Origin of the sequence: Actinomadura sp. WMMB 499 (assembly GCF_008824145.1) — a bacterium.
GTDB lineage: Bacteria > Actinomycetota > Actinomycetes > Streptosporangiales > Streptosporangiaceae > Spirillospora.
In genome coordinates this window covers 5,272,890-5,291,677 of the sequence record NZ_CP044407.1, presented here as the reverse complement: position 1 = coordinate 5,291,677, position 18,788 = coordinate 5,272,890, and the positions used below count along the sequence as shown (strand labels likewise).

Below are 18,788 nucleotides of genomic sequence, written 5' to 3'. Positions count from 1 at the left end.
CCTGCCGAGAGGAACTCCCGTGAACCGACGCCATCTCGCGGCCCTGCTGCTGGTCCCCGCGCTCAGCCTCACCGCGTGCGGCGGTGACGACGACTCCGGCGGCGGTGGTTCGGCCGGACAGAACCCCTCGGCCGGCGCGCCGTCCGGCTCGGGCGCCGGGCAGCAGCCCGGCACCGACGGCGGCGGCGGGCAGGGCGGTGGCGGCGGCCAGGGCGGCGCCGGGGGTTCCGGGGCCGACGGCGGCGCGGGCGGCTCCGGCGGATCCGGCGGAGCGAACGGCTCCGCGCCCACCGGCCCGCCCCCGGAGGCCGTCAACGCGTTCGCCAAGTGCATGCGGGACAAGGGCGTCGACATGCCGTCCGACATCCGGCAGTGGCAGCCGCCCGCGACCCCGTCCGGGGAGATGCAGCGCGCGATGGCCGTCTGCATGCAGGTCATGGCGTCCGCCGCGCCGCAGGGCTGACGCACCGGACGCGGCCGGCGCACGTGCGGCCCCGCCCGTCCGCCGTCCGCTGACGGTCGGACGGGCGGGGCCGCGGCGCACGGCCGCACGCGCTCAGTTCGCGGTGCCGCTCCCGCACGCCGGCGCCTTCGCGAAAGCGGCCTTCAGTTCGGCGTTCTTCGCGAAGTCCTGTTCGGGCCCTTGATACTGCTGGAACCGCCCGAACGCGTCACCCATCTGGGCGACGGCCTTCTGCAGCGACTTCTGGTTCTCGATATCGGCCTTTTCCAGCCGCATCGACGCCGTCGTCACCGTCGAACGCGTCTGCATCAGTTTCGTCATCGCGTCCTTGAACAGCCGGTCGCCGCCCTCCACCGGCGGTTTCCCGAGCTTCTGCATCTCCGACTCGAACGTCCGCATCCGGGACGAGACGCCGTCCAGCAGCTCGATCAGCGACTTCTTCGACGCCGACGCGTCCGCCCCCTGCAACCGGGGCACGTCCATCGAGGGCAGCTTCGCGGAGATGCCGCACAGCTTCCCGGCCCAGGCGACCTCGGGCGGGTCCTTCTTCTCCTCGGCTCCGCAGCCGGCGGCGGCGAGCGCGGCCGTCCCGGCCAGCACCGCCCCGGCGATCACACGCCGCACCATGTCCGTTCTCCTTCGTTCACGCGCAGTTCGAGGTGGCGGGCTCGCCCGCGAAGCGGTCCGCGAGGAACGCCATCGCGTCCTCGTTGCCGCGGTAGACGAGCGTGATGTGGCCGACGCCGTCCCACTCCTTCCAGGTGACGGGCGCGCCGAGCGCGCAGTAGTCGCGGTGCAGCCGCTCGGCCTGCCCGAACGCGACGATCTCGTCGGCCCGCGAGTGGTACTGGAACACCGGCGCCCCGGGCGCGCCCGCGCCGAGCGTGTTCTGCGCGACCCGCTCCAGCCACGGCTCCGACGCGTACGGGCTCGTCGCGAAGTAGTCCGGCACCGTCTTGCCCTGGTGGTCGAGCAGCAGCTCCAGCGTGCACGTCTCGGTCTCGAACGCCGACAGCATCGCGCGTCCGGCGTCGTTGACGTACGACTCGAGGTCCAGCTCCGGGTAGGCGTTGTCCATGCCGACCATGGAGTAGAGGAGGAACCCGAACGGGTCGGCGCCCTCCAGCGCGATGCCCACGGCCGCGAGGTCGGACGGGACGCCGCCGCCCACGATGCCCGCGACGTCCAGTTCGGGCGCGTACGCGGGCTGCTTCTGCCCCGCCCACATCGCGGCGGCGCCGCCCTGCGAGTAGCCGCGGAACGCGACCGGCGCGCTCTCCGACAGCCCCGCCCCTTCGAGCCCCCGGGCGGCGCGGACCGCGTCGATCAGCGCGTTCCCCATCGAGTGCACGACGTAGGTCGTCTCGGGGTTCTCGTGGTAGCCCTCGTAGTCGGTGACGGCGACCGCGTAGCCCGCGGCGAGCATCTCGTTCAGCGCGGCCTGCTCGTAGAAGGCGCCCTGGTCGATGAACCGGGACGGTGCGCAGCGGAACGACGGCCCGCTCGTCCCCGGCCCGAACCCGACGACCGGCAGGGACGCCGGGTCGCCCGCCTTCGGGACGAGCACCATCCCGGTCACCGCGACGGGCTCGCCGAGCGCGTCCGTCGACAGGTACATGACCTGCCAGGCGTCCGCGAGCCCCCGCGCGGTGGGCGGCCCCGCCTTGGCGGGCCGCGCCCGGATCACGTCCCCCGGCTCCCCGGCGGGCAGCGGCGACGGCGGCGTGTAGAACGCGTCGCCCGGCGGCCCCGGATCGGCCGCGGCGGGGGCCGCCGGAGCGGCGCTCGCGGGCACGGCCGGGGCCGCGCCCAGCGCGAGGACGAGCGCGGCCGCCGCGCCCCCGAGCAGCAGCCGGCGCCGTCGTGCGGTGAAGATCGGCATCATCGCTCCCATCCGTTCGCCGTACTCGCCGGACCGCTCGCACGGCCACCGCCCGCCCGCCGGTCCGCGCGCCCGTCCGTCGAGGGGACGGGCCGGGCGGGCGGCAGGGACGTCACGGTGGCGCGGGGCACGGGGTTCCTCCGGGGGGTCACGGGGTGCTCACCGGGGTGACGGTCAGCTCGGCGGTGTTGCCGGGGCCGGTGACCGCGTCCCCGATCAGGCCGGTCAGCACGCCGCAGCCGGCGAGGGGCGGGAGGTCGTAGCCGCCGGTGAGGCGGCCGCCCGCGGCCGGGTCGAAGCCGGGTGCCGAGGTCAGCGTCAGCTCGGCCGGCTCGGACGTCCGGCAGTCCGCGCCGCCGCCGATCGGGACGACGCCGAAGGCGCGGAACGCCGGGAACGCGGCGGTGAGCTCGGACGTCGTCGTGAGGACACCGTCCGCGAACTCCGCCGTGCCGCCGCCCGCGTCGTCGAGCCGCAGTTCGGCGGTGACCGGCAGGAACCCGAACAGGGAGACGTTCGCGGTCGCCGGGTCGAGCGCGAGGTCGGCGCGGGCGCCGTCCCCGCCGAGGGCGAGCGCCATCCCGCCGGTGAGCGGGACGGTCGCGCCCGCGGCCGCGAGCAGCGTCGAGCCCTCGGCCGCGTACGCGTGGTCGCCGCCCCCGCCCGTCGCATCGACGATCTCGAAGGACGCGAGGACGTTGTCCTGCCCCGGGTCCTGCACGCACTCGGACTCGAACGTGCCGAGGCCGCCGGGGCCGCCGTCGGCGGTCCGGGGCGTCAGCGTCAGCACCAGGTTCCCGACGGCGACCGTCCCGGGGCCGGGCCGGCTGAACGTGAGGTCGGGCGCCGTGCCGCTCCCCCGCACGGTGAACTCGCCGGACGCGGGCACGTCCGTCCGCTCCAGCCCGACGTCCACCTGGACGGGCAGGCCGCCGGGCATCTCCGGGACGGTCAGGTTCGCGTCGGCGCGGGCGCCGCCCTCGAGGGTCGCGGTGCCGAGCGCGGCGAGCGCCCGCGCCGAGGCGGCGCCGACGGTCGCCGTCGACTCGACGGCGATCCCCGGCATCACCTCGCCGACCCGCACCGTCTCCGGGACGTCCGCGCCGAGGGACACCCGCACCGGCTGCGGCCCGATCAGCGGGAAGGTGCAGTGGTAGTCGAGTTCGAGGGTCGCGGGTGCCGCCGGTGCCGCCGCCGCAGGACCGGCGACGAGGCCGGACGCCGCCACGGCGACGGCCGCGCAGAGCGCGCCCCGCCGCCCCGTTCTTCGTTTCCTGGTCAACGTTCGCCTTTCGGGGTGGGTCCGTCCGACGGGGACGGCCCCCGCCGCACCCGCGGGTACGACGGGGGCCGCCGGTCGGCCGCCGTGGGTCGGGCCGGGCGGGGCCCGGACGGGCCCGCCCGGACCTCGGTCAGGCCTCGGTGGCGGGGGTGAGGGTCATGTCGATCGTGTTGCCGTCACCCGCGGTGAACAGGCTGAGGATCCCGGTGAGGGGCCCGCAGTCGGTGATCTCCGACAGCGAGTACTCGCCGCTGATCGTGCCGCCCGCGTTCGGGTCGAAGAACTCGCCCTCCGCGGACTGCAGCCGGATGTCCGACGGCGCGGCGGTCTGGCAGTTCTCGCCGCCGCCGATCGGGAGCATCCCGAACACCTTGAACGACGACAGCTTGGTGATGACCGAGGTGTCGGTCGTCAGCTGCCCGCTCTCGTAGACGCCGGTCGTCTCGCCCTGGACCGCGAACCCGATGTCGCCGGTCACCGGCAGGAACCCGAGGATCTGGAAGTCGCCCTTGGTCGGGTCGAGCTCCAGGTCCGCGCGGACGTCGCCGGTCATGAGGTTGAGGTCGGCCCCCACGGTGCCGGTCAGCGGCGCCGTCCCGTTCGGGGCCTTCACGAAGGTCTCACCGGCGATCGTGAAGTCGAAGTGCTGGGTGGGGGTGGGGGTCGGAGTCGGCGTGGGCGTCGGGGTGGGGGTGGGCGTGGGCGTCGGAGTCGGCGTGGGCGTGGGGTGGGCGTGGGGGTCGGAGTGGGGGTCGGCGTGGGGGTGGGCGTGGGGGTGGGCGTGGGGGTCGGAGTCGGGGTGGGGGTCGGCGTGGGCGTGGGGGTGGGGGTCGGCGTGGGCGTGGGGGTGGGCGTGGGGGTCGGAGTGGGGGTGGGGGTCGGGGTCGGGGTGGGGGTGCCGTCGACGATCTCGAAGGTGGCGAACGGCTCGTCCTGGCCCGGGTCCTTCGTGCACTGGACCTCCTGGCCGCCGGGCCAGACCTCGGTGCCGTCCGCGCGCTTCGGGTTGATGACCTGCGTCATGTCGCCGACGTGGATCTCACCCGGACCGGGCTGGGTGAAGACCAGCTGCGGCGCGGCGCCCGTGGCGACCAGGTCCCAGGCGGCCCCCGGACGGTTCGGGACGGGCGTGGTCTCGAAGATCGCGTCCACCGCGACCGGCAGCGACGGCGACTCCGGCACCGACAGGGTCGCCTGCGCGGTGGCCCAGCCCTCCAGCGAGGCGGCCTGCACGGCCCGCAGCCCGTTGTGGATGGTCGGGGTGATGTGCGCCGTGGCCTCGATCTCGAACGCCGGCGTCTGCTCGCCGACGGCGATCTCCGTCGGGATGTCGGAGCGGACGTCGACGACGAGCGGCTGGTTGCCGATCAGGGGGAAGACGCAGTGGTAGTTCAGCGTCTGGTGGACGGGCTCCGCCATGGCGGGCGCGGCGCCGGCGATGCCGAGCGCGGTGAGGCCGAGACCGCCGACGGCGGCGGCGGCCAGGCCGCTGACGGTGCGGCGCGTGCGGTTCCTGAGCTTGCCTTCCAACTTTGTGCCCTTTCTGGACGGACCCGGTGCATCAGTCGACGCACCGCAGAGTCGAAACGCCCCCCGAAAATCAGACCTTGAGAAAGTTCTGAATTCGTTGCCGTAAGCTACTCAGCGGCCGACCGGGGTGTCTGTACGGGCCGTTGACAAAATTCACACACCCTTCACTCAACCCCTTCAACAGATACGCCGCGTTTCCGAATCCGGCGGCCCGGGCCAAGAATTAGCAATCTGCATGCAAGCGGGGAGAAGGATGCTCAGCCGATGACAATTATCGGGCGGCGGGAGAGGCGCGGCGGCCCGGACGCGGCGGAACTTGTCACTGCGAGAGCACGCACGGCGCCGGCCCGCGTCTACTGGGCGGAGGTGGCAGTGGGCCGGGACCGCCGACGTTGCGTCCGGCGCCACCGGTCGGGGCTCGCACCGCACCGCGTTCGGCCGGTGGGAGCGTCCCCTCGGCGGCCGGGCATCCGGTCCTCGGGAGGGCGAAGCCTTCACGCCGCCTCCAGAACCGGGGGCGCGTCGACCAGGAGGCATGACCTGTTGCGGCCTGCCACCGAGCGCCGGGGCCGGGTCTCTCCGCGGGGCCCGGGGCGGAGTCCGGGCGCGCGAAGGGAGCGGCGCGGGCGACGAGCCCGGCGCGCGAGCATCCGCCGGTACCGGACGGACGGACGGACGGGCGGCCGTCGATCGGGGCACGGAACATGGCGCCCAACGCCCTGTGCGGGTTCCGTCAGGTGAGCGGAACCCGCACAGGGCGGTGTGGCGGCGCCGGTCCGCGTGGATCACCGGCCTCGGCAGCCGGTGACCGCCGGGCCGTCCGGACGTCCGTCCGGACGTCCTGCGGGACGTCCTGGAAGCGGCGCCGCCGTCCCGGCCTCAGAGGTGCTGGAACGTGGTGTAGTTCTCGGCGAAGTCGTTGTAGCGGCGGAAGTTCGTGAAGCTCATCGTGGCCGTCGTGTCGAGGCCCTCGACGTAGTGCCACCAGCCGATCGGGATGAACAGCAGCTCGCCCGGCGCCAGCGTGCATTCGTGCACCTGCGCGCTGCGCATCTTGGGGAAGCGCGCGGGGTCGACGTCGCTCGCGTCCACTTCGGAGTAGCAGTGGACGTTGTTGTAGATGTACGCGGTGTCGTGCAGCGGGACGAGTTTGACGTGCTTGCGGCCGATGACCTGCGCCATGAAGTTGTTCGTCAGGTCGTGGTGGTACGGGGTCTTCGTGCCCTCCGGACCGAGCCAGAAGAAGCTCTTGTCGCGCGCGTCGCCGTCGAGGTATTCGTCGATCGGGTCGATGTCGGACCACAGTTCGGCCAGCGCGTCCTGGTTGCGGGAGCCGTTGTTGGCCGTCATGTAGAAGTCGTTGGTCGTCCCGGCGTTCTCGAGGAGGTCGAGGTATTCGCGGAACGGCATGGCGCGCTTGTGCTTCGGGCCGTTGATCTCGTAGTTCTCGTCGGATTCGCGGCCGAACTGGACCTCGACCTCGCGGTCGCCGCAGCGGTCCCGGAAGTAGCCGAGGTTCCATTTCTCGAGGGCGGGCCACGACTTGAGCATTCCGGTGATGATGACGGGCCGGTTCTGCGCGTAGTACTCCTCGAAGAACTCGTCCCGGGACGGACGTTCGCGCCGTTCGATCACGCCGCTGCTCGCCCGCATCCGGGCGAGGCGCCCGTAGACGGTGAGGGTCCATTCGCGCTTGCGGAGCCGGTTGGCGACGCGCGAACCGCCCTGCACGTACGGGCTCTCGAGGGCGGCGTTCACCTCGCGGGCGGCGTCGGCCTCGGTGAACGCGTTCCGCACCAGCACCGCGCGGATCGCCTCCGGCGGGTTGCCCAGGAGCAGGTTCTCGGCGATCCAGCGGCGCCACTGCTCGACGGGAGGGGCCACGGTGTTCCTCCTTAACGCGTTGGCATTCACGACGGGCGGGTCAGCCGGCGGCGGACCCGGTACGGGACGGTTCGGGCAGCACCGGCGGGCAGCTGATCTGCGCGAACGGGATGCAGGTGGAGCCGAGGGTGACGCGCAGCAGGTTCTTCGGGCCCGCGACCGTCCCGTTGAAGAGGGGGTCGAGGTCCTCGCCCGCGCCGCAGCCCTCGAACCGGGGGATGGCGAACGTCCCGTCGAGCGTCCCGCCCTGGAGGATGTTGGGCATCGTGCCGGTGAGCTCCAGGTCTGCGGGGACCTCGGTGCGGCAGTCGGCGCCGACGTCGAGGGGCGTGCCCTTCACGCTGACGTCGTAGATGCGGATCGACATCTTCATGTGCGCGTTGACGGTCTGCACGCCGGTCTCCAGGTCGGTGATCGCCTCGACGGCGCCGTAGACCGGTTCGCCCGGTTCCAGCGGCCGTTGCGTCAACTCCATCGTCGCCGTCGTGGGCATCAGGCCGAAAGTCAGGAACGTCGACCGCGACCGCAGCGGGGAGACGAACCGCTGCCGCAGCTCCGCGCCCGTCCTGGTGATCTTGTAGATGACGTTGGTGAGGGCGGGATCGGCGAACTCGGGGTCGTTGACGATCGTGGCGCCGTCCAGCTTCGTCACGTTCGAGAACCCGGACAGGTAGATGCAGCCCGACATCCAGGTCGTGTCCGGCCCTTCGTACGTGCCGCACTCCGCCGGCGTCTCGCCCGGCGCCTCCTCGGCGGGCGGCGCGGCGGCCCGCGGCGCGGCGGTCGCGCTCGGCGCGGCGGACGCCTCGGGGGCGCGCGACGCCGCCGCCACCGGGACGGTCGCGAGCGTGCCGTCCTGCCCGTCGACCGGCTCGCAGGTGACGGCGAGCGGCTCCGCCCCCTCGGGCGTCCGGCCCTGGGCGTCCCGGGGGTCGAGGTTCAGGGTGAGTCCGCCCGCGCGGAAGGTGAGGTCGCCGGACCCGGCGGGGGTGACCGGCGGGACGTCGCCGGACGCCTCCAGCACCAGGTCCGCGCCCTGCTCGACGGGTGCGGCCGGTGCGGCCAGGCCCGCCCAGGACACCGGCGCCGGCGTGCCGTTCTGCGCCGCGGCGACCGACAGCGCGGCCGTCCCCGCGACGGCCGCGGCGCCCTCCGGGACGGCGCTCTCCGGGATCGTCGCGGTGACGGTCGCGCGGCCCGGCCGGACGGGCTCCCCGGCCGTCCCGCCCGCCGGGAACTCCGCGCGCACGCGGACGCCCACGGGCGTCCCGTCCGGGGCGTCCGGGAACGCGCACGCGTACCGCAGCGTCGCGTCGGCCTCCAGCGCCCGCGCGGGCGCGGCGCCGCCGCCCGCCACGGCACCGGCCACGACGGCGGCGGCCACCGCCGCCGCGGCCGTCCCGCGAACCCGGATCGGCGTTCGGCGCGTCATTGGCGGTCTCCTCGCATGGTCAGTCCCGGCCGGGGAGCCACAGGCGCGCCTGCCGCGCGGGCTCCGGGAGCGGTTCGGCCGTCAGGATCGGATGCAGGTAGAGCAGGTTCGCCGCCACGACCAGCACGTACGCGGCCCCCGCGACGCGTGCGGTGCTCGGCAGGCGGGCGTGGATCCGCTGCCCGAGCAGGACGAGCGCCAGGACGGCGAACGGCAGCATCGGCAGCGCGTACGTGGAGTACATCGTGCGGTCGTCGAGCGCGGCGGGCAGCCAGGGCAGCCAGCACGCCAGGTAGCCGCCGACCACGGCCCCGGCCCACCGGCCCCGGACGAGCGCGGCGACGGCGATCAGCGCCGCGATCGACGCCCACCAGATCGCGGGCGTCCCGACGTGGGTGATCCCGGCGACGCAGAACTCGGTGCCGCAGCCGTCCGACGCGGCCCGGTACATCGCGGTGGGTTGCCCGAGCCACGGCCAGTCCCACGGCCAGGACTGCGTCGGGTTCGGCTCGGTGACGCTCGCGTGGAAGTCGAGCGTCATCGCGTGGTAGTGCCACAGCGACCGGAGGGGGTCGAGGAACGACGGCCACAGGTCGCTCGGGTGGTGCGCGGCCCAGTCCCGCTGGAAGCCGGGGACCCGCCGCCCGAAGATCGCCTGCTGCAGGCCCGTCCCGGACGCGAACCAGCCCCACCAGCTCGCCAGGTAGACCCCGCCCGCCACCAGCCAGAACTGGACGAGCGACAGCGGGACGTCGCGTCTCGCCGTCGCCCGCCAGGGGCGCGCCGCGCCCGCGTCCCGGCGCGCCCGCCGGTCCCACAGCAGGACCAGCACCCACAGGAACGCCACCACGTAGACGGCGGACCATTTCGTCGCGCAGGCCAGGCCGAAGCAGAGCCCGGCCGCGAACCGCCACCGGCGTCCGAGGAACCGGTCGGCGCCGCCGGTGAGGGCGGCGCGCGTCCGGTCGCGGTCGACGACCAGGCACCCGAACCCGGCGACGATCCACAGCAGCAGGAACGCGTCGAGCATCGCGAGGCGGCTCGACACGAGCCACGTGCCGTCCAGGGCGAGCAGCAGGCCCGCCGCGCAGCCGAGGAGCGTCGAGCCGGTCATCCGGCGGGCGGTGCGCGCGAGGATCAGCACGGTCAGGACGCCCGCGAGCGCGGCGGCCGCGCGGAACCCGGACGGGCCCGCGCCGAGCAGCGCGATCCCGGCCGCGATGACCCACTTGCCGAGCGGCGGGTGCGCCGCCCACTCGCCGCCGCGCGCCAGCCCCGCCTCCGGGTGCCCGGCGAGGAAGTGCCCGTTCGCGGGCGCGCCCTCCCGGTCGACGTTCCAGTTGTGCTCGACGCCGAAGTGCAGCAGCGACCACGCGTCCTTGGCGTAGTACGTCTCGTCCCACACGAGCGCGTGCGGCTCGCCGAGCCGGTGGAGCACCAGCGCCCCGGCGGCGGCCGACACCAGCAGCGGCCCGAGCCAGGACCACGGCACGCGGCGGCCCCGGCCCGGCGACGGCTCGTCCGCCGCGGGTCCGGTCTCCTCCAGCGCTGCCGAGGCGGTCACGTCGTCGCCCACCTTTCGCCACGGTCCCGGCCGGGGGCGCGGCCCGGCCGGGAGTTTCAGGACCGTAACGAGCACCGGACCGCCCGATAAATCGAGTTCACGACGAAGAAATCGGCCGCATTCCGCAGCCGAGTGATGACCTTTGCGGGAGCCGAGCGCTTTCTTCGAGAAATTGTCGTCCGGAGACAACTTTCGGGGAGGGGGTGTCGTCAGGTACACCCCGGCGCCGGTGCCTGGGCCCAGTGCGGGCGCGGGGGCGCACCGGAAGAGTCGATCACGTCGGACCGACTCTCAGGAGGCCCCATGTCCCGCATCCGCCGCGCCGCGCTGGCCGTCGCCGCCGCCGCGACCGCAGCCACGACCGTCGCCGCCGCCGTCCCCGCCGCCCAGGCCGCGCCGCCCCGCGACCGCCCCGGCCACGGGCACGGGCACGGGCACGGGCATGGGCACGGCCTCGGGCAGCACGACCGGACGGTCGAGGCGTGGGCGGACCGGCTCGTCGCGGACGGCGCACCCGGCGTGACGATCATGACCCGCCGGGGCCCGCACGTCCTGCACGCCACCGCCGGGGTGTCGGACAAGGCGACCGGACGCCCCATGGACCACCGGCTGCTGTTCCGCATCGCCAGCGTCACCAAGTCGTTCACCTCGACGGTCGTGCTGCAGCTCGCCGCCGAGGGCCGGCTGTCCCTCGACAACACGGTGGAGGAGTGGCTGCCGGGCCTGGTCCGGGGCAACGGCAACGACGGCTCGGAGATCACCGTGCGGCAGCTGCTCGCGCAGACGAGCGGCCTGCACGACTACACGTCCGATCCGCGCATCTTCGCCGAGCCGTCCCGCACCTGGACGCCCGCGGAGCTGGTCGGGATCGCGATGGAGACCCCGCCGCACTACGTGCCCGGCACGGACTGGAACTACTCGAACACCAACTACGTCCTGGCCGGGATGATCATCGAGCGGGTGACCGGCAACGCCGTCGGGCAGGAGTACGAGAACCGGATCTTCCGGCCGCTGCGGCTGCGGCATACGTCCTACCCGGAGACGAGCACGGCGTTCCCCGGCCCGTACGTCCACGGCTACTACTACGACTTCGGGGACGTCAGCACGCTGGTGAGCCCGTCGAGCGCGCGGGCGTCCGGCGGCATCGTCTCGACGGTCGACGACGTCGCGCGCTTCCACCGGGCCCTGTTCACCGGACGGCTGCTCCCGCGCGCGCAGATGCGCGAGCTGACGACCGTCCGGCCCGTCGACGACGGCGGGATCGTCGAGGACTACGGCCTCGGCGTCGCGCGGATCGCGTTCTCCTGCGGCCCCGCGTGGGGCCACGACGGCGGCTTCCCCGGCTACCGCACCTGGACCTACACCAGCGCCGACGGGAAGCGCCAGGCCGTGATCACCTACAACGAGTCGGCGCTGGAGGACGACGCGGAGTTCCGCGCCGGCCTCGCGAAGGCCGCCGACGCGGCGTTCTGCTCGTAACGCGCCGCGGCGGGGACCGCGCGAAGATCGCTGCTCGCCTTCTTGTAACCGGCTGAGCAGTGATCTTCGCGTTTTGTGCCCGCGCCCTAAAGAAACGGCGCGGGCACCGTGCGTACGGTCGGGGATCACGGCCGGACCAGCCCCGGCCGCCCGGAACGGAGACGGAGGTGCCCGTGTCCAGAACCGTCGAAGCCGGAGGCCCCGCCGAGCGGGCGGGACGGGTCCCGCCGCGCCTCGCCCGGCTCATGCGTCCCGAACTGCCCAGCCTCGCCGGCGAGATCATCACCGAGATCCGCCGCGGCATCCCCGACTACGCGCGTCCGCTGGACGGCCCGTACGGGCAGGTGCTGCGGCTCAGCGTGGAGCACAACCTCGCCGCGTTCGTCGACCGCGTCGCCGCGCCGCCCGGCGCGCCCGCGCCCGCGCCCGGCGCCGCGGGGGAACTCGCCCGGACGGCCCGGATGCTCGGGCAGTACGAGGCGCACGAGGGCCGCACGCTCGACACCCTGCAGGCCGCGTACCGGATCGGCGGGCAGGTCGCGTGGCGGCGCGTGATGAAGGTCGCGCCGCGGCACGACATCTCCTCGGCCGTCATGTCCCGGCTCGCCGACGCGCTGTTCAGCTTCCTCGACGAGCTGGCGGCGCTGTCCCTCGAGGGGTACCTGGAGGCGCGCGAGCGGCCGATCCCGGCGCTGGACGAGCGGCGGCGCCGGCTGCTGCGCCGCCTCCTGGACCGCGGCCCGCAGGACGCCGCCGAGATCGCGCAGGCCGCGCAGGCGGCCGGGTGGGCGATGCCGGACGAGGTGACGCTCGTCGCCGTCGAACCCGAGTCGCGGTGCGTGTGGACGGCGCTCGCCGACGACGTCCTCGCCGACCTCGAGACCGGCGCGCCGCACCTGCTCGTCCCGGGGCGCTGCACGCCCGCGCGCCGCGCGATGCTGGACGCGGCGCTGCCGGGCCGCCGTGCCGCGATCGGCCTGACCGTCCCGCCGGACCAGGCGGCCGACTCGCTGCGCTGGGCCCGCCGCGCCCTCGCGCTCGCGCTGGACGGCGTGGTCGGCGACCGGGTGGTGCGCTGCGAGGACCATCTGGTCACCCTGTGGCTGTTCGCCGACCCGGCGCTGGTCGAGCAGCTGACCCGGCGGCGGCTCGGGATCCTGGACGGGATGACGCGCGGGCAGCAGGACCGGCTGACCGAGACGCTGCGGACCTGGCTGGTCACCCGCGGCACCGCCGCCGAGATCGCCGCGGAGCTGCACATCCACCCGCAGACCGTCCGGTACCGGATGCGCAAGATCGAGCAGACCTTCGGCGACGAGCTGGCCGATCCGGAGGCCCGGTTCGGCATCGAGGTCGCGCTGCGCGCCGCGCACCTGCGCGGCGTCCCCGCCCGGACCCGCTGACCGCCGGTCCGGGGGGCCGGGAGGTCTGGGAGGATCGACGGGTGTCCCTTTCCTCCCGGTTTTCGCTCCGGACGGCCGCGCTCGCCGCGGCCGTCGCCCTCGCCGCGGGGTGCGGCTCCGAGGTCCACGACCCGCCGGACGCGGGCGGGGCCGTGCCCGTCCCGTCCACCGTGGCGGCGTCGCCGGGGGCCGTTTCACCGCTCCCGTCGCCGCGCGGCCCGCGGTTCGAGCGGACGGCCTGCTCGCCGGACGGCGTGCGGCTCGAGGCGCGGGAGCCGGACGCGGCGACGGGGCTGCGCGGGATGCGGGTCACGCTCGTGAACTGCGGCGACGCGACCGTCCGGTTGAACGGCTACCCGGCGCTGCGCGTGCTCGGCGAGAACCGGGAGCCGTTCGAGGTGCGGATCGTCGAGGGCTCGGCGACCGTCCCCGATCCGGGCCCGAAGCCGATCGGCGTGCGCCCCGGCAAGACGGCGTCGATCGTGGTGACGTGGCGGAACACGGTGACGCACGGGACGAACGTGAACGGCGCGTTCCTCGAGGTCGTCCCGGCGGACGGCCGCGGCCCGCTCGCCGTCCGCGTCCCCGGCGGGCTCGACCTCGGCACCACCGGGCGCCTGGAGGCGACCGCCTGGTCGCTACCGTGACACGCGCGGGTCGTGCGGGACCGTCCACTGCCCGTCGGGCCGCGCCGCGACCGGGCGGACGGGCCATCCCGCCGGCGGCGGGCTCTGCGGGACGCCCGGCCCCGGCCCCGGACCCGGACGGACGGCGCGCCGCGCCCCGACGGTCCCGGACGTCCCGTCCCCGCCGATCCGGCGGCGCTCGTGGCGCGGGAACGCGAGCAGCGCCAGGACGGCCAGCAGGACGCCCGCGACCCGCAGCGCGAACGGCACGGTGTCGCCCGGCCACGGCTCGCCGAACAGCAGCGTCGCCGACAGCAGCAGGTGCGTCTTCGCGGTCACGGTCACGACCGTGACGATGATCGTGAGCCGGCAGCGCTGCAGCCCGATCGACACCAGCCCGAGGCCGAGCACGCCCGCCGGCAGGAACAGGTACGGGTGCGGCGTGGCCAGGACCCCGAACCCCGCGCCGTCCGCCAGCAGCATCGCCGTCCCCAGCCCGAACGCCTCGGTCGCGCCGAGCAGGACGCCCGCGCCGACCCCGTAGGCGATCCCGGTGACGGGACGCGCGTGGCGGCCCGCGACGGGACGGTCGCGGACGCTGAACATCCAGATCGGCACGGCGAGCGACGGCACGAACACCAGCGCCGCCGCCGCGAGCGGCAGCGCGCCCGCCGCGTCCCCGCCGCCCGTCCGGTGCAGGGCATCGGCGAGGGACTGGCCGTGTCCCGGCAGCACCGACAGCGCGGCCGTCACCATCGCGGCGACCGTGATCAGCACCGCCCGCCACTCGCGCGGCGTCGGCCGCTCGCCGAACCCGGCCATCCCGACCGCGAGCAGCAGCACCAGGCTGAGGCCGTAGGCGGGCAGGGCGGCCACCACCGGCAGCGTGACCAGTGCGGCGGCGGAGAGCGCGAACCCGCCGATCAGCAGGAAGACGGCCGCGAGCCAGCTCGGGTGCCGCACCAGCTCGGCCGCGAGGCGCAGCGGGTGCCGCCCGCTGATCGGGTCCATGCCCGCGACGGACGTCTTGAACAGGACGAAGGCGACGATGTAGACGGCCTGCGCGGTGCAGGCGAGGACGACCGCGTACATGGCGCACCTCCGGAGGCGCGGCTCCCGCGGGGCCGGATCGCCGCGAAGCGCCCGAACTCCCGCTCACCAGGCGGATAACGTTTCTTAAACGGATGGTGACATGGGGATCCCGGACGGCGATGCGCCGCGAAGCACGGAGATGCTCGCGCTTTTGTGCGTCTAGGTGACAGTTCGTGAATCGGATTCAGGATCGCCGGACAACCGCCGCCGGACGACTTTCCCCGTCGCGTTCCGCGGCAGTTCGTCCACGAAATGCACGTCGCGCGGGACGGCGAACCGTGCAAGGTGATCGCGGACGTGCGCCCGCACGGCGTCCGCGTCGAGCGACGCACCGTCCCGCAGGACGACGAACGCCGCCGCGCGCTGCCCGAACTCCTCGTCCGGCACTCCCGTGACCGCGACCTCCCGCACCTCGGGCAGGCCCTCGATGACCTCCTCGATCGCCCCCGGGAACACGTTCTCGCCACCGGACACGATCATGTCGTCGTCCCGTCCGTGCACGAACAGCCGGCCGCGCTCGTCGATCCGGCCCACGTCGCCGAGGCCGATCATCCCGTCGCGCATCTCCTTCGTGCCGCCGGAGGTGTACCCGGCGAACAGCAGCTCGTTCGCGGCGAAGATCCGCCCGACCGTCCCCGCCGGGACCGGTTCGCCCGCGTCGTCCAGGATCGCCAGCCGCGTCCCGGGCGGCGGCGTCCCCGCGGTGTCCGGGGCGGCGCGCAGGTCCGCGGGCGTCGCGATCGTCACCCACGACGCCTCCGTCGACCCGTACAGGTTGTAGAGGACGTCGCCGAACTCGTCCATGAACGCGGTCGCCAGCGCCGCGGGCAGCGCCGACCCGCTGACCGCCGCGATCCGCAGCGACGGCACGTCCGGCCGCTCCTCCTGGTCCAGGACGCGCTGCAGCATCACCGGGACGGCCACCAGCGCGGTCGCCTCCGTCGCCGCGATCGTCCGCAGCGTCTCCGCCGGGTCGAACCGGGGCCGCAGCACGATCGTCGCGCGCAGCGAGATCGCGACCTGCAGCATCGCGTATCCCCACGTGTGGAACAGCGGCGCCTCGATGAACATGCGCTCGTGCACCCGGTACGGGATGCGCGACAGGATCGACGTCAGCGGCGACAGCCCCGGCCGCGACTTGCGGTCCGCCCCCTTCGGGCTGCCGGTCGTGCCCGAACTGAGCACGATCGTCCGTCCGGTCTTGCCGGGCGGGTCGAGCCGCGCGCCGTCCGGTGCGGCGACGAGCGCCTCCAGCTCCGCGTCGGTGATCGCGCGGACGCCGTCCGGCAGCGCCTCCAGGAACCCGGCGAACTCCTCGTCGGCGATCACCACGCCGACCCGCTGCTCCGCGACGACCACGACGAGCTGCTCGACGCTCATCCCCGTGTTCATCAGCACCAGGTCCGCGCCCGCCTTCCCGCACGCGGCCAGCGCCTCGATCATCCCCCGGTGGTTCCGGCACAGCACCGCCACGACCTTCCCGCGCACCTGCGCGGCGAGCCGGTCGGTCCGGGCGTCGAGCTCCCCGTAGGTCAGCTCGCCGAGATGGTCGATGATCGCGACCCGGTCCGGGTCGCGGGCCGCGGCGGACACGACCGTCCCGCCGAGCACGGTGCCCCACTTGCGCAGGGCGCCGAGCTGGCGGGCCACCCGGAGCGGCGGACCCGGACGCCACAGCCCGCTCCGGGCGAACATCCCGCCCGCCCGCGCGACCGACGCCGTGCGGCGCCCGAACTCTCCGCTCATCGAGTGCTCCCCATCGTCGTTGGAATTTCCGACCGTACGGATGGGGAAGTACCGGTTTCTTCTATCTCAACCCAGCTCTTCGCGTTCCGCCTTGTCAGCGGGGTGACAAGGTCACGCGCCGCCGAGCTTCGCCGGGACGCCCGCGTCCGCCGCGTCCGGCTCGTCCGGCTCGGGCAGGTCGAGGCTCTCCCGCAGCCGCACCGGCTTCAGCGCCACGGCGGCGGCGATCCCCACCACGGCGATGGCCGTGGAGATCAGGAAGATGTGCCCCGTCGCGTCCCCGTACGCGGCCCGGACGACCTCTTGCACCGGGCCCGGCAGCGCCGCGACGTCCAGGTCGCCGCCCGCGCCCGCGCGCTGCGACGCCGGCACCCCGAGCTTCGCGAGGCCCTCGGCGATGTGGTCGGACACCTTGCTCGCCAGCACCGCCCCGAGCACCGACACGCCGATCGTCCCGCCCAGCGAGCGGAAGAACGTCACCGTGCCGCTCGCCGCGCCGATCTCGTCCAGCCGCACCGAGTTCTGCACGACCAGCACGAGGTTCTGCATCGTCATGCCGACGCCCGCGCCGACCAGGAACATCCCCGCGCCGACGTACACCAGCGACGTCTCGTGGTCGATGAACGACAGCATCGCGAACCCGGCCGTGAGCACGAACGCCCCGGTGACGATGTACCGCTTGACCGTCCCGGTCTTGGTCGCCAGCCGCCCCGCGATCGTCGACGACCCCAGGACGCCCAGCATCATCGGGAACGTCAGCAGCCCGGCCTTCGTCGGGCTGAACCCGCGCCCGATCTGGAAGTACTGCCCGAGGAACACGGCCCCGCCGAACATGGCCATGCCCACCGCCAGGCTCGCGACGATCGCCAGCGCGGTGTTGCGCCGCACCACGATGTCCAGCGGCACGATCGGCTCGCGCACCCGCGTCTCGACCCACACCGCGACCGCCAGCAGCGCCAGCCCCCCGGCCACCATCGCCGCGGTCTGCCACGACAGCCACGCGAAGCTGCCGCCGACGAAGGTCACCCAGATCAGCAGGGTGCTGACACCGCCCGCGATCAGCGCCGCGCCCCAGTAGTCGATCTTGACGTCGTCCCGCTCGAGCACCGGCAGCTTCAGCGTCTTCTGCAGCATCACCAGCGCGACCACCGAGATCGGCACGCCGATGAAGAAGCACCAGCGCCACCCCAGCCACGACGTGTCGACGATCAGTCCCCCGAGCAGGGGCCCGCCGACCGTCGCGGCCGCCATCACCCCGCCCAGGTAGCCGTAGTACCGGCCCCGGTCCCGCGGGCTGATCATCGCGGCCATGATGATCTGCACGAGGATCTGCAGCGCGCCCATGCCCAGGCCCTGCACCGCCCGCGCGGCGATCAACTGCTCGGTGTTCTGCGCGAACCCGGACGCCAGCGACGCCACGATGAAGATCACGATCGCGATCTGCAGCAGCAGCTTCTTGCTGTACAGATCCGCGAGCTTCCCCCAGATCGGGGTGCTGGCCGTCGACACCAGCAGGGTCGCCGTGACGACCCACGTGTACTGCGACTGGCTGCCCTTCAGCGACCCGATGATCTGCGGCAGCGCCGTCGACACGACCGTCGCGCTGAGCATCGCGACGAACAGCACCAGCAGCAGGCCGCTCAGGGCCTCCAGGATCTGCCGCCGCGACATCGGCGCTGGCGACGGGGCAGGCACACTCAAGGGACGCCTCCGGACAGGTAGTGGGAACGAGACCTTCAAGGCCGCCCACCGGGAATTTATTCCCACTGCGCAAAGTTTCTCAGAGTGCAACTCCCCGTACACAGTAGGGTGCTGGAGGACATGGAGAGCCTGCGCGAGCGCAAGAAGGAGGCGACGCGGCGCGCCCTGCACCGGGCCGCGATCCGCCTCACCATCGAACACGGGCTCGACAACGTCACCGTCGAGGCCATCGCCGACGCCGCGGACGTCTCCCGCCGCACCTTCTCGAACTACTTCGCCGCCAAGGAGGACGCGGTCCTCTACGGCGACGCCGAACGCATGCAGTCGCTCATGCGAACCTTCCAGTCCCGGCCGCCCTCCGAACGCGCTTGGCCCGCCCTACGAAACTCCTTGCACGCGCTCATGGAGGAGATCGGCGAACCGGACCCGGAGTGGGCCGCACAGGCCCGGTTGGCGCGCGCGCACCCGTCCGTCCTGGCCCGCCAACTCGCGCGCTGGGCCGACATCGAACGCTCGCTGGCCGCCCTCATCGCCGAACGGGACGGATCGCCCCCCGACAGCCCGCGTCCCCGGATCCTCGCGGGCGCCTTCATGTCGTCGCTCCGCATCGGCTCCCTCGCGTGGATCGAGCAGCATCCGCGCCGCCCCCTCGCCGTCGTAGCGGACGAACACCTCGACGAAATGTCCCGAGCCTTCGATTGACC

The 18,788-nt window shown here is 73.9% G+C and carries 16 protein-coding genes; 5 read left to right on the top strand and 11 right to left on the bottom strand.

Annotated elements, in window-relative coordinates; genetic code table 11:
- Positions 1 to 19: 19 nt before the first annotated feature.
- The gene (locus F7P10_RS43435; RefSeq protein WP_218040129.1) at positions 20 to 463 is read left to right on the top strand and encodes a hypothetical protein; all 444 of its coding nucleotides are present in this window, start codon (positions 20 to 22) and stop codon (positions 461 to 463) included.
- A gap of 93 nt (positions 464 to 556) precedes the next feature.
- On the opposite strand, the gene F7P10_RS23610 is transcribed toward F7P10_RS43435, so the two are convergent.
- From F7P10_RS23610 to F7P10_RS23575, 8 genes are all read right to left on the bottom strand, one after another.
- Complete coding sequence (locus F7P10_RS23610) at positions 557 to 1,090, bottom strand: hypothetical protein (protein ID WP_151012309.1); 534 nt, start codon at positions 1,088 to 1,090, stop codon at positions 557 to 559.
- Positions 1,091 to 1,106: 16 nt separating this feature from the next.
- Positions 1,107 to 2,357: a lipase family protein gene (locus tag F7P10_RS23605; protein WP_254715977.1), complete on the bottom strand. Its 1,251-nt coding sequence runs from the start codon at positions 2,355 to 2,357 to the stop codon at positions 1,107 to 1,109.
- A 136-nt stretch (positions 2,358 to 2,493) separates the two neighbouring features.
- On the bottom strand, positions 2,494 to 3,627 hold the full coding sequence (locus F7P10_RS23600) for a DUF6801 domain-containing protein (RefSeq protein ID WP_151012307.1): 1,134 nt from the start codon (positions 3,625 to 3,627) through the stop codon (positions 2,494 to 2,496).
- Positions 3,628 to 3,757: 130 nt separating this feature from the next.
- A complete protein-coding gene (locus F7P10_RS23595) occupies positions 3,758 to 4,240 on the bottom strand; it encodes a hypothetical protein (RefSeq protein WP_151012305.1) in 483 nt (160 codons plus the stop codon).
- Positions 4,237 to 5,157, bottom strand: coding sequence for a DUF6801 domain-containing protein (locus F7P10_RS42645; RefSeq protein ID WP_176611250.1), 921 nt, complete (start codon positions 5,155 to 5,157; stop codon positions 4,237 to 4,239). Before F7P10_RS42645 ends, F7P10_RS23595 begins: the two co-directional genes overlap by 4 nt.
- A gap of 879 nt (positions 5,158 to 6,036) precedes the next feature.
- Positions 6,037 to 7,041: a cupin-like domain-containing protein gene (locus tag F7P10_RS23585; protein WP_151012303.1), complete on the bottom strand. Its 1,005-nt coding sequence runs from the start codon at positions 7,039 to 7,041 to the stop codon at positions 6,037 to 6,039.
- 40 nt (positions 7,042 to 7,081) lie between these two features.
- On the bottom strand, positions 7,082 to 8,473 hold the full coding sequence (locus tag F7P10_RS23580) for a DUF6801 domain-containing protein (RefSeq protein ID WP_151012301.1): 1,392 nt from the start codon (positions 8,471 to 8,473) through the stop codon (positions 7,082 to 7,084).
- A gap of 19 nt (positions 8,474 to 8,492) precedes the next feature.
- Positions 8,493 to 10,037 (bottom strand): dolichyl-phosphate-mannose--protein mannosyltransferase, encoded by a 1,545-nt coding sequence (locus F7P10_RS23575; protein ID WP_151012299.1) that lies wholly within the window; start codon positions 10,035 to 10,037, stop codon positions 8,493 to 8,495.
- A 303-nt stretch (positions 10,038 to 10,340) separates the two neighbouring features.
- Here F7P10_RS23575 and F7P10_RS23570 point away from each other — a divergent pair, with 303 nt between their 5' ends.
- The 3 genes from F7P10_RS23570 to F7P10_RS42640 all read left to right on the top strand — a co-directional run bounded on the left by F7P10_RS23570 (position 10,341) and on the right by F7P10_RS42640 (position 13,566).
- Positions 10,341 to 11,516, top strand: a complete 1,176-nt coding sequence (locus F7P10_RS23570) for a serine hydrolase (RefSeq protein ID WP_176611631.1) — start codon at positions 10,341 to 10,343, stop codon at positions 11,514 to 11,516.
- A 173-nt stretch (positions 11,517 to 11,689) separates the two neighbouring features.
- The gene (locus tag F7P10_RS23565; RefSeq protein ID WP_254715976.1) at positions 11,690 to 12,919 is read left to right on the top strand and encodes a helix-turn-helix domain-containing protein; all 1,230 of its coding nucleotides are present in this window, start codon (positions 11,690 to 11,692) and stop codon (positions 12,917 to 12,919) included.
- Positions 12,920 to 12,960: 41 nt separating this feature from the next.
- A complete protein-coding gene (locus F7P10_RS42640) occupies positions 12,961 to 13,566 on the top strand; it encodes a DUF4232 domain-containing protein (protein WP_176611630.1) in 606 nt (201 codons plus the stop codon).
- On the opposite strand, the gene F7P10_RS23555 is transcribed toward F7P10_RS42640, so the two are convergent.
- The 3 genes from F7P10_RS23555 to F7P10_RS23545 form a co-directional block, all read right to left on the bottom strand.
- A complete protein-coding gene (locus F7P10_RS23555) occupies positions 13,558 to 14,637 on the bottom strand; it encodes a hypothetical protein (RefSeq protein ID WP_151012293.1) in 1,080 nt (359 codons plus the stop codon). The two genes, F7P10_RS42640 and F7P10_RS23555, sit on opposite strands and share 9 nt — an antisense overlap.
- A 159-nt stretch (positions 14,638 to 14,796) precedes the next feature.
- On the bottom strand, positions 14,797 to 16,383 hold the full coding sequence (locus tag F7P10_RS23550; protein WP_151012291.1) for an AMP-binding protein: 1,587 nt from the start codon (positions 16,381 to 16,383) through the stop codon (positions 14,797 to 14,799).
- Between the two features lie 111 nt (positions 16,384 to 16,494).
- Positions 16,495 to 18,054, bottom strand: a complete 1,560-nt coding sequence (locus F7P10_RS23545) for an MDR family MFS transporter (RefSeq protein ID WP_151012289.1) — start codon at positions 18,052 to 18,054, stop codon at positions 16,495 to 16,497.
- 114 nt (positions 18,055 to 18,168) lie between these two features.
- Between F7P10_RS23545 and F7P10_RS23540 the strand changes: the two genes are divergently transcribed.
- Positions 18,169 to 18,786: a TetR/AcrR family transcriptional regulator gene (locus tag F7P10_RS23540; protein ID WP_254715975.1), complete on the top strand. Its 618-nt coding sequence runs from the start codon at positions 18,169 to 18,171 to the stop codon at positions 18,784 to 18,786.
- The last annotated feature ends 2 nt before the right edge of the window (positions 18,787 to 18,788 follow it).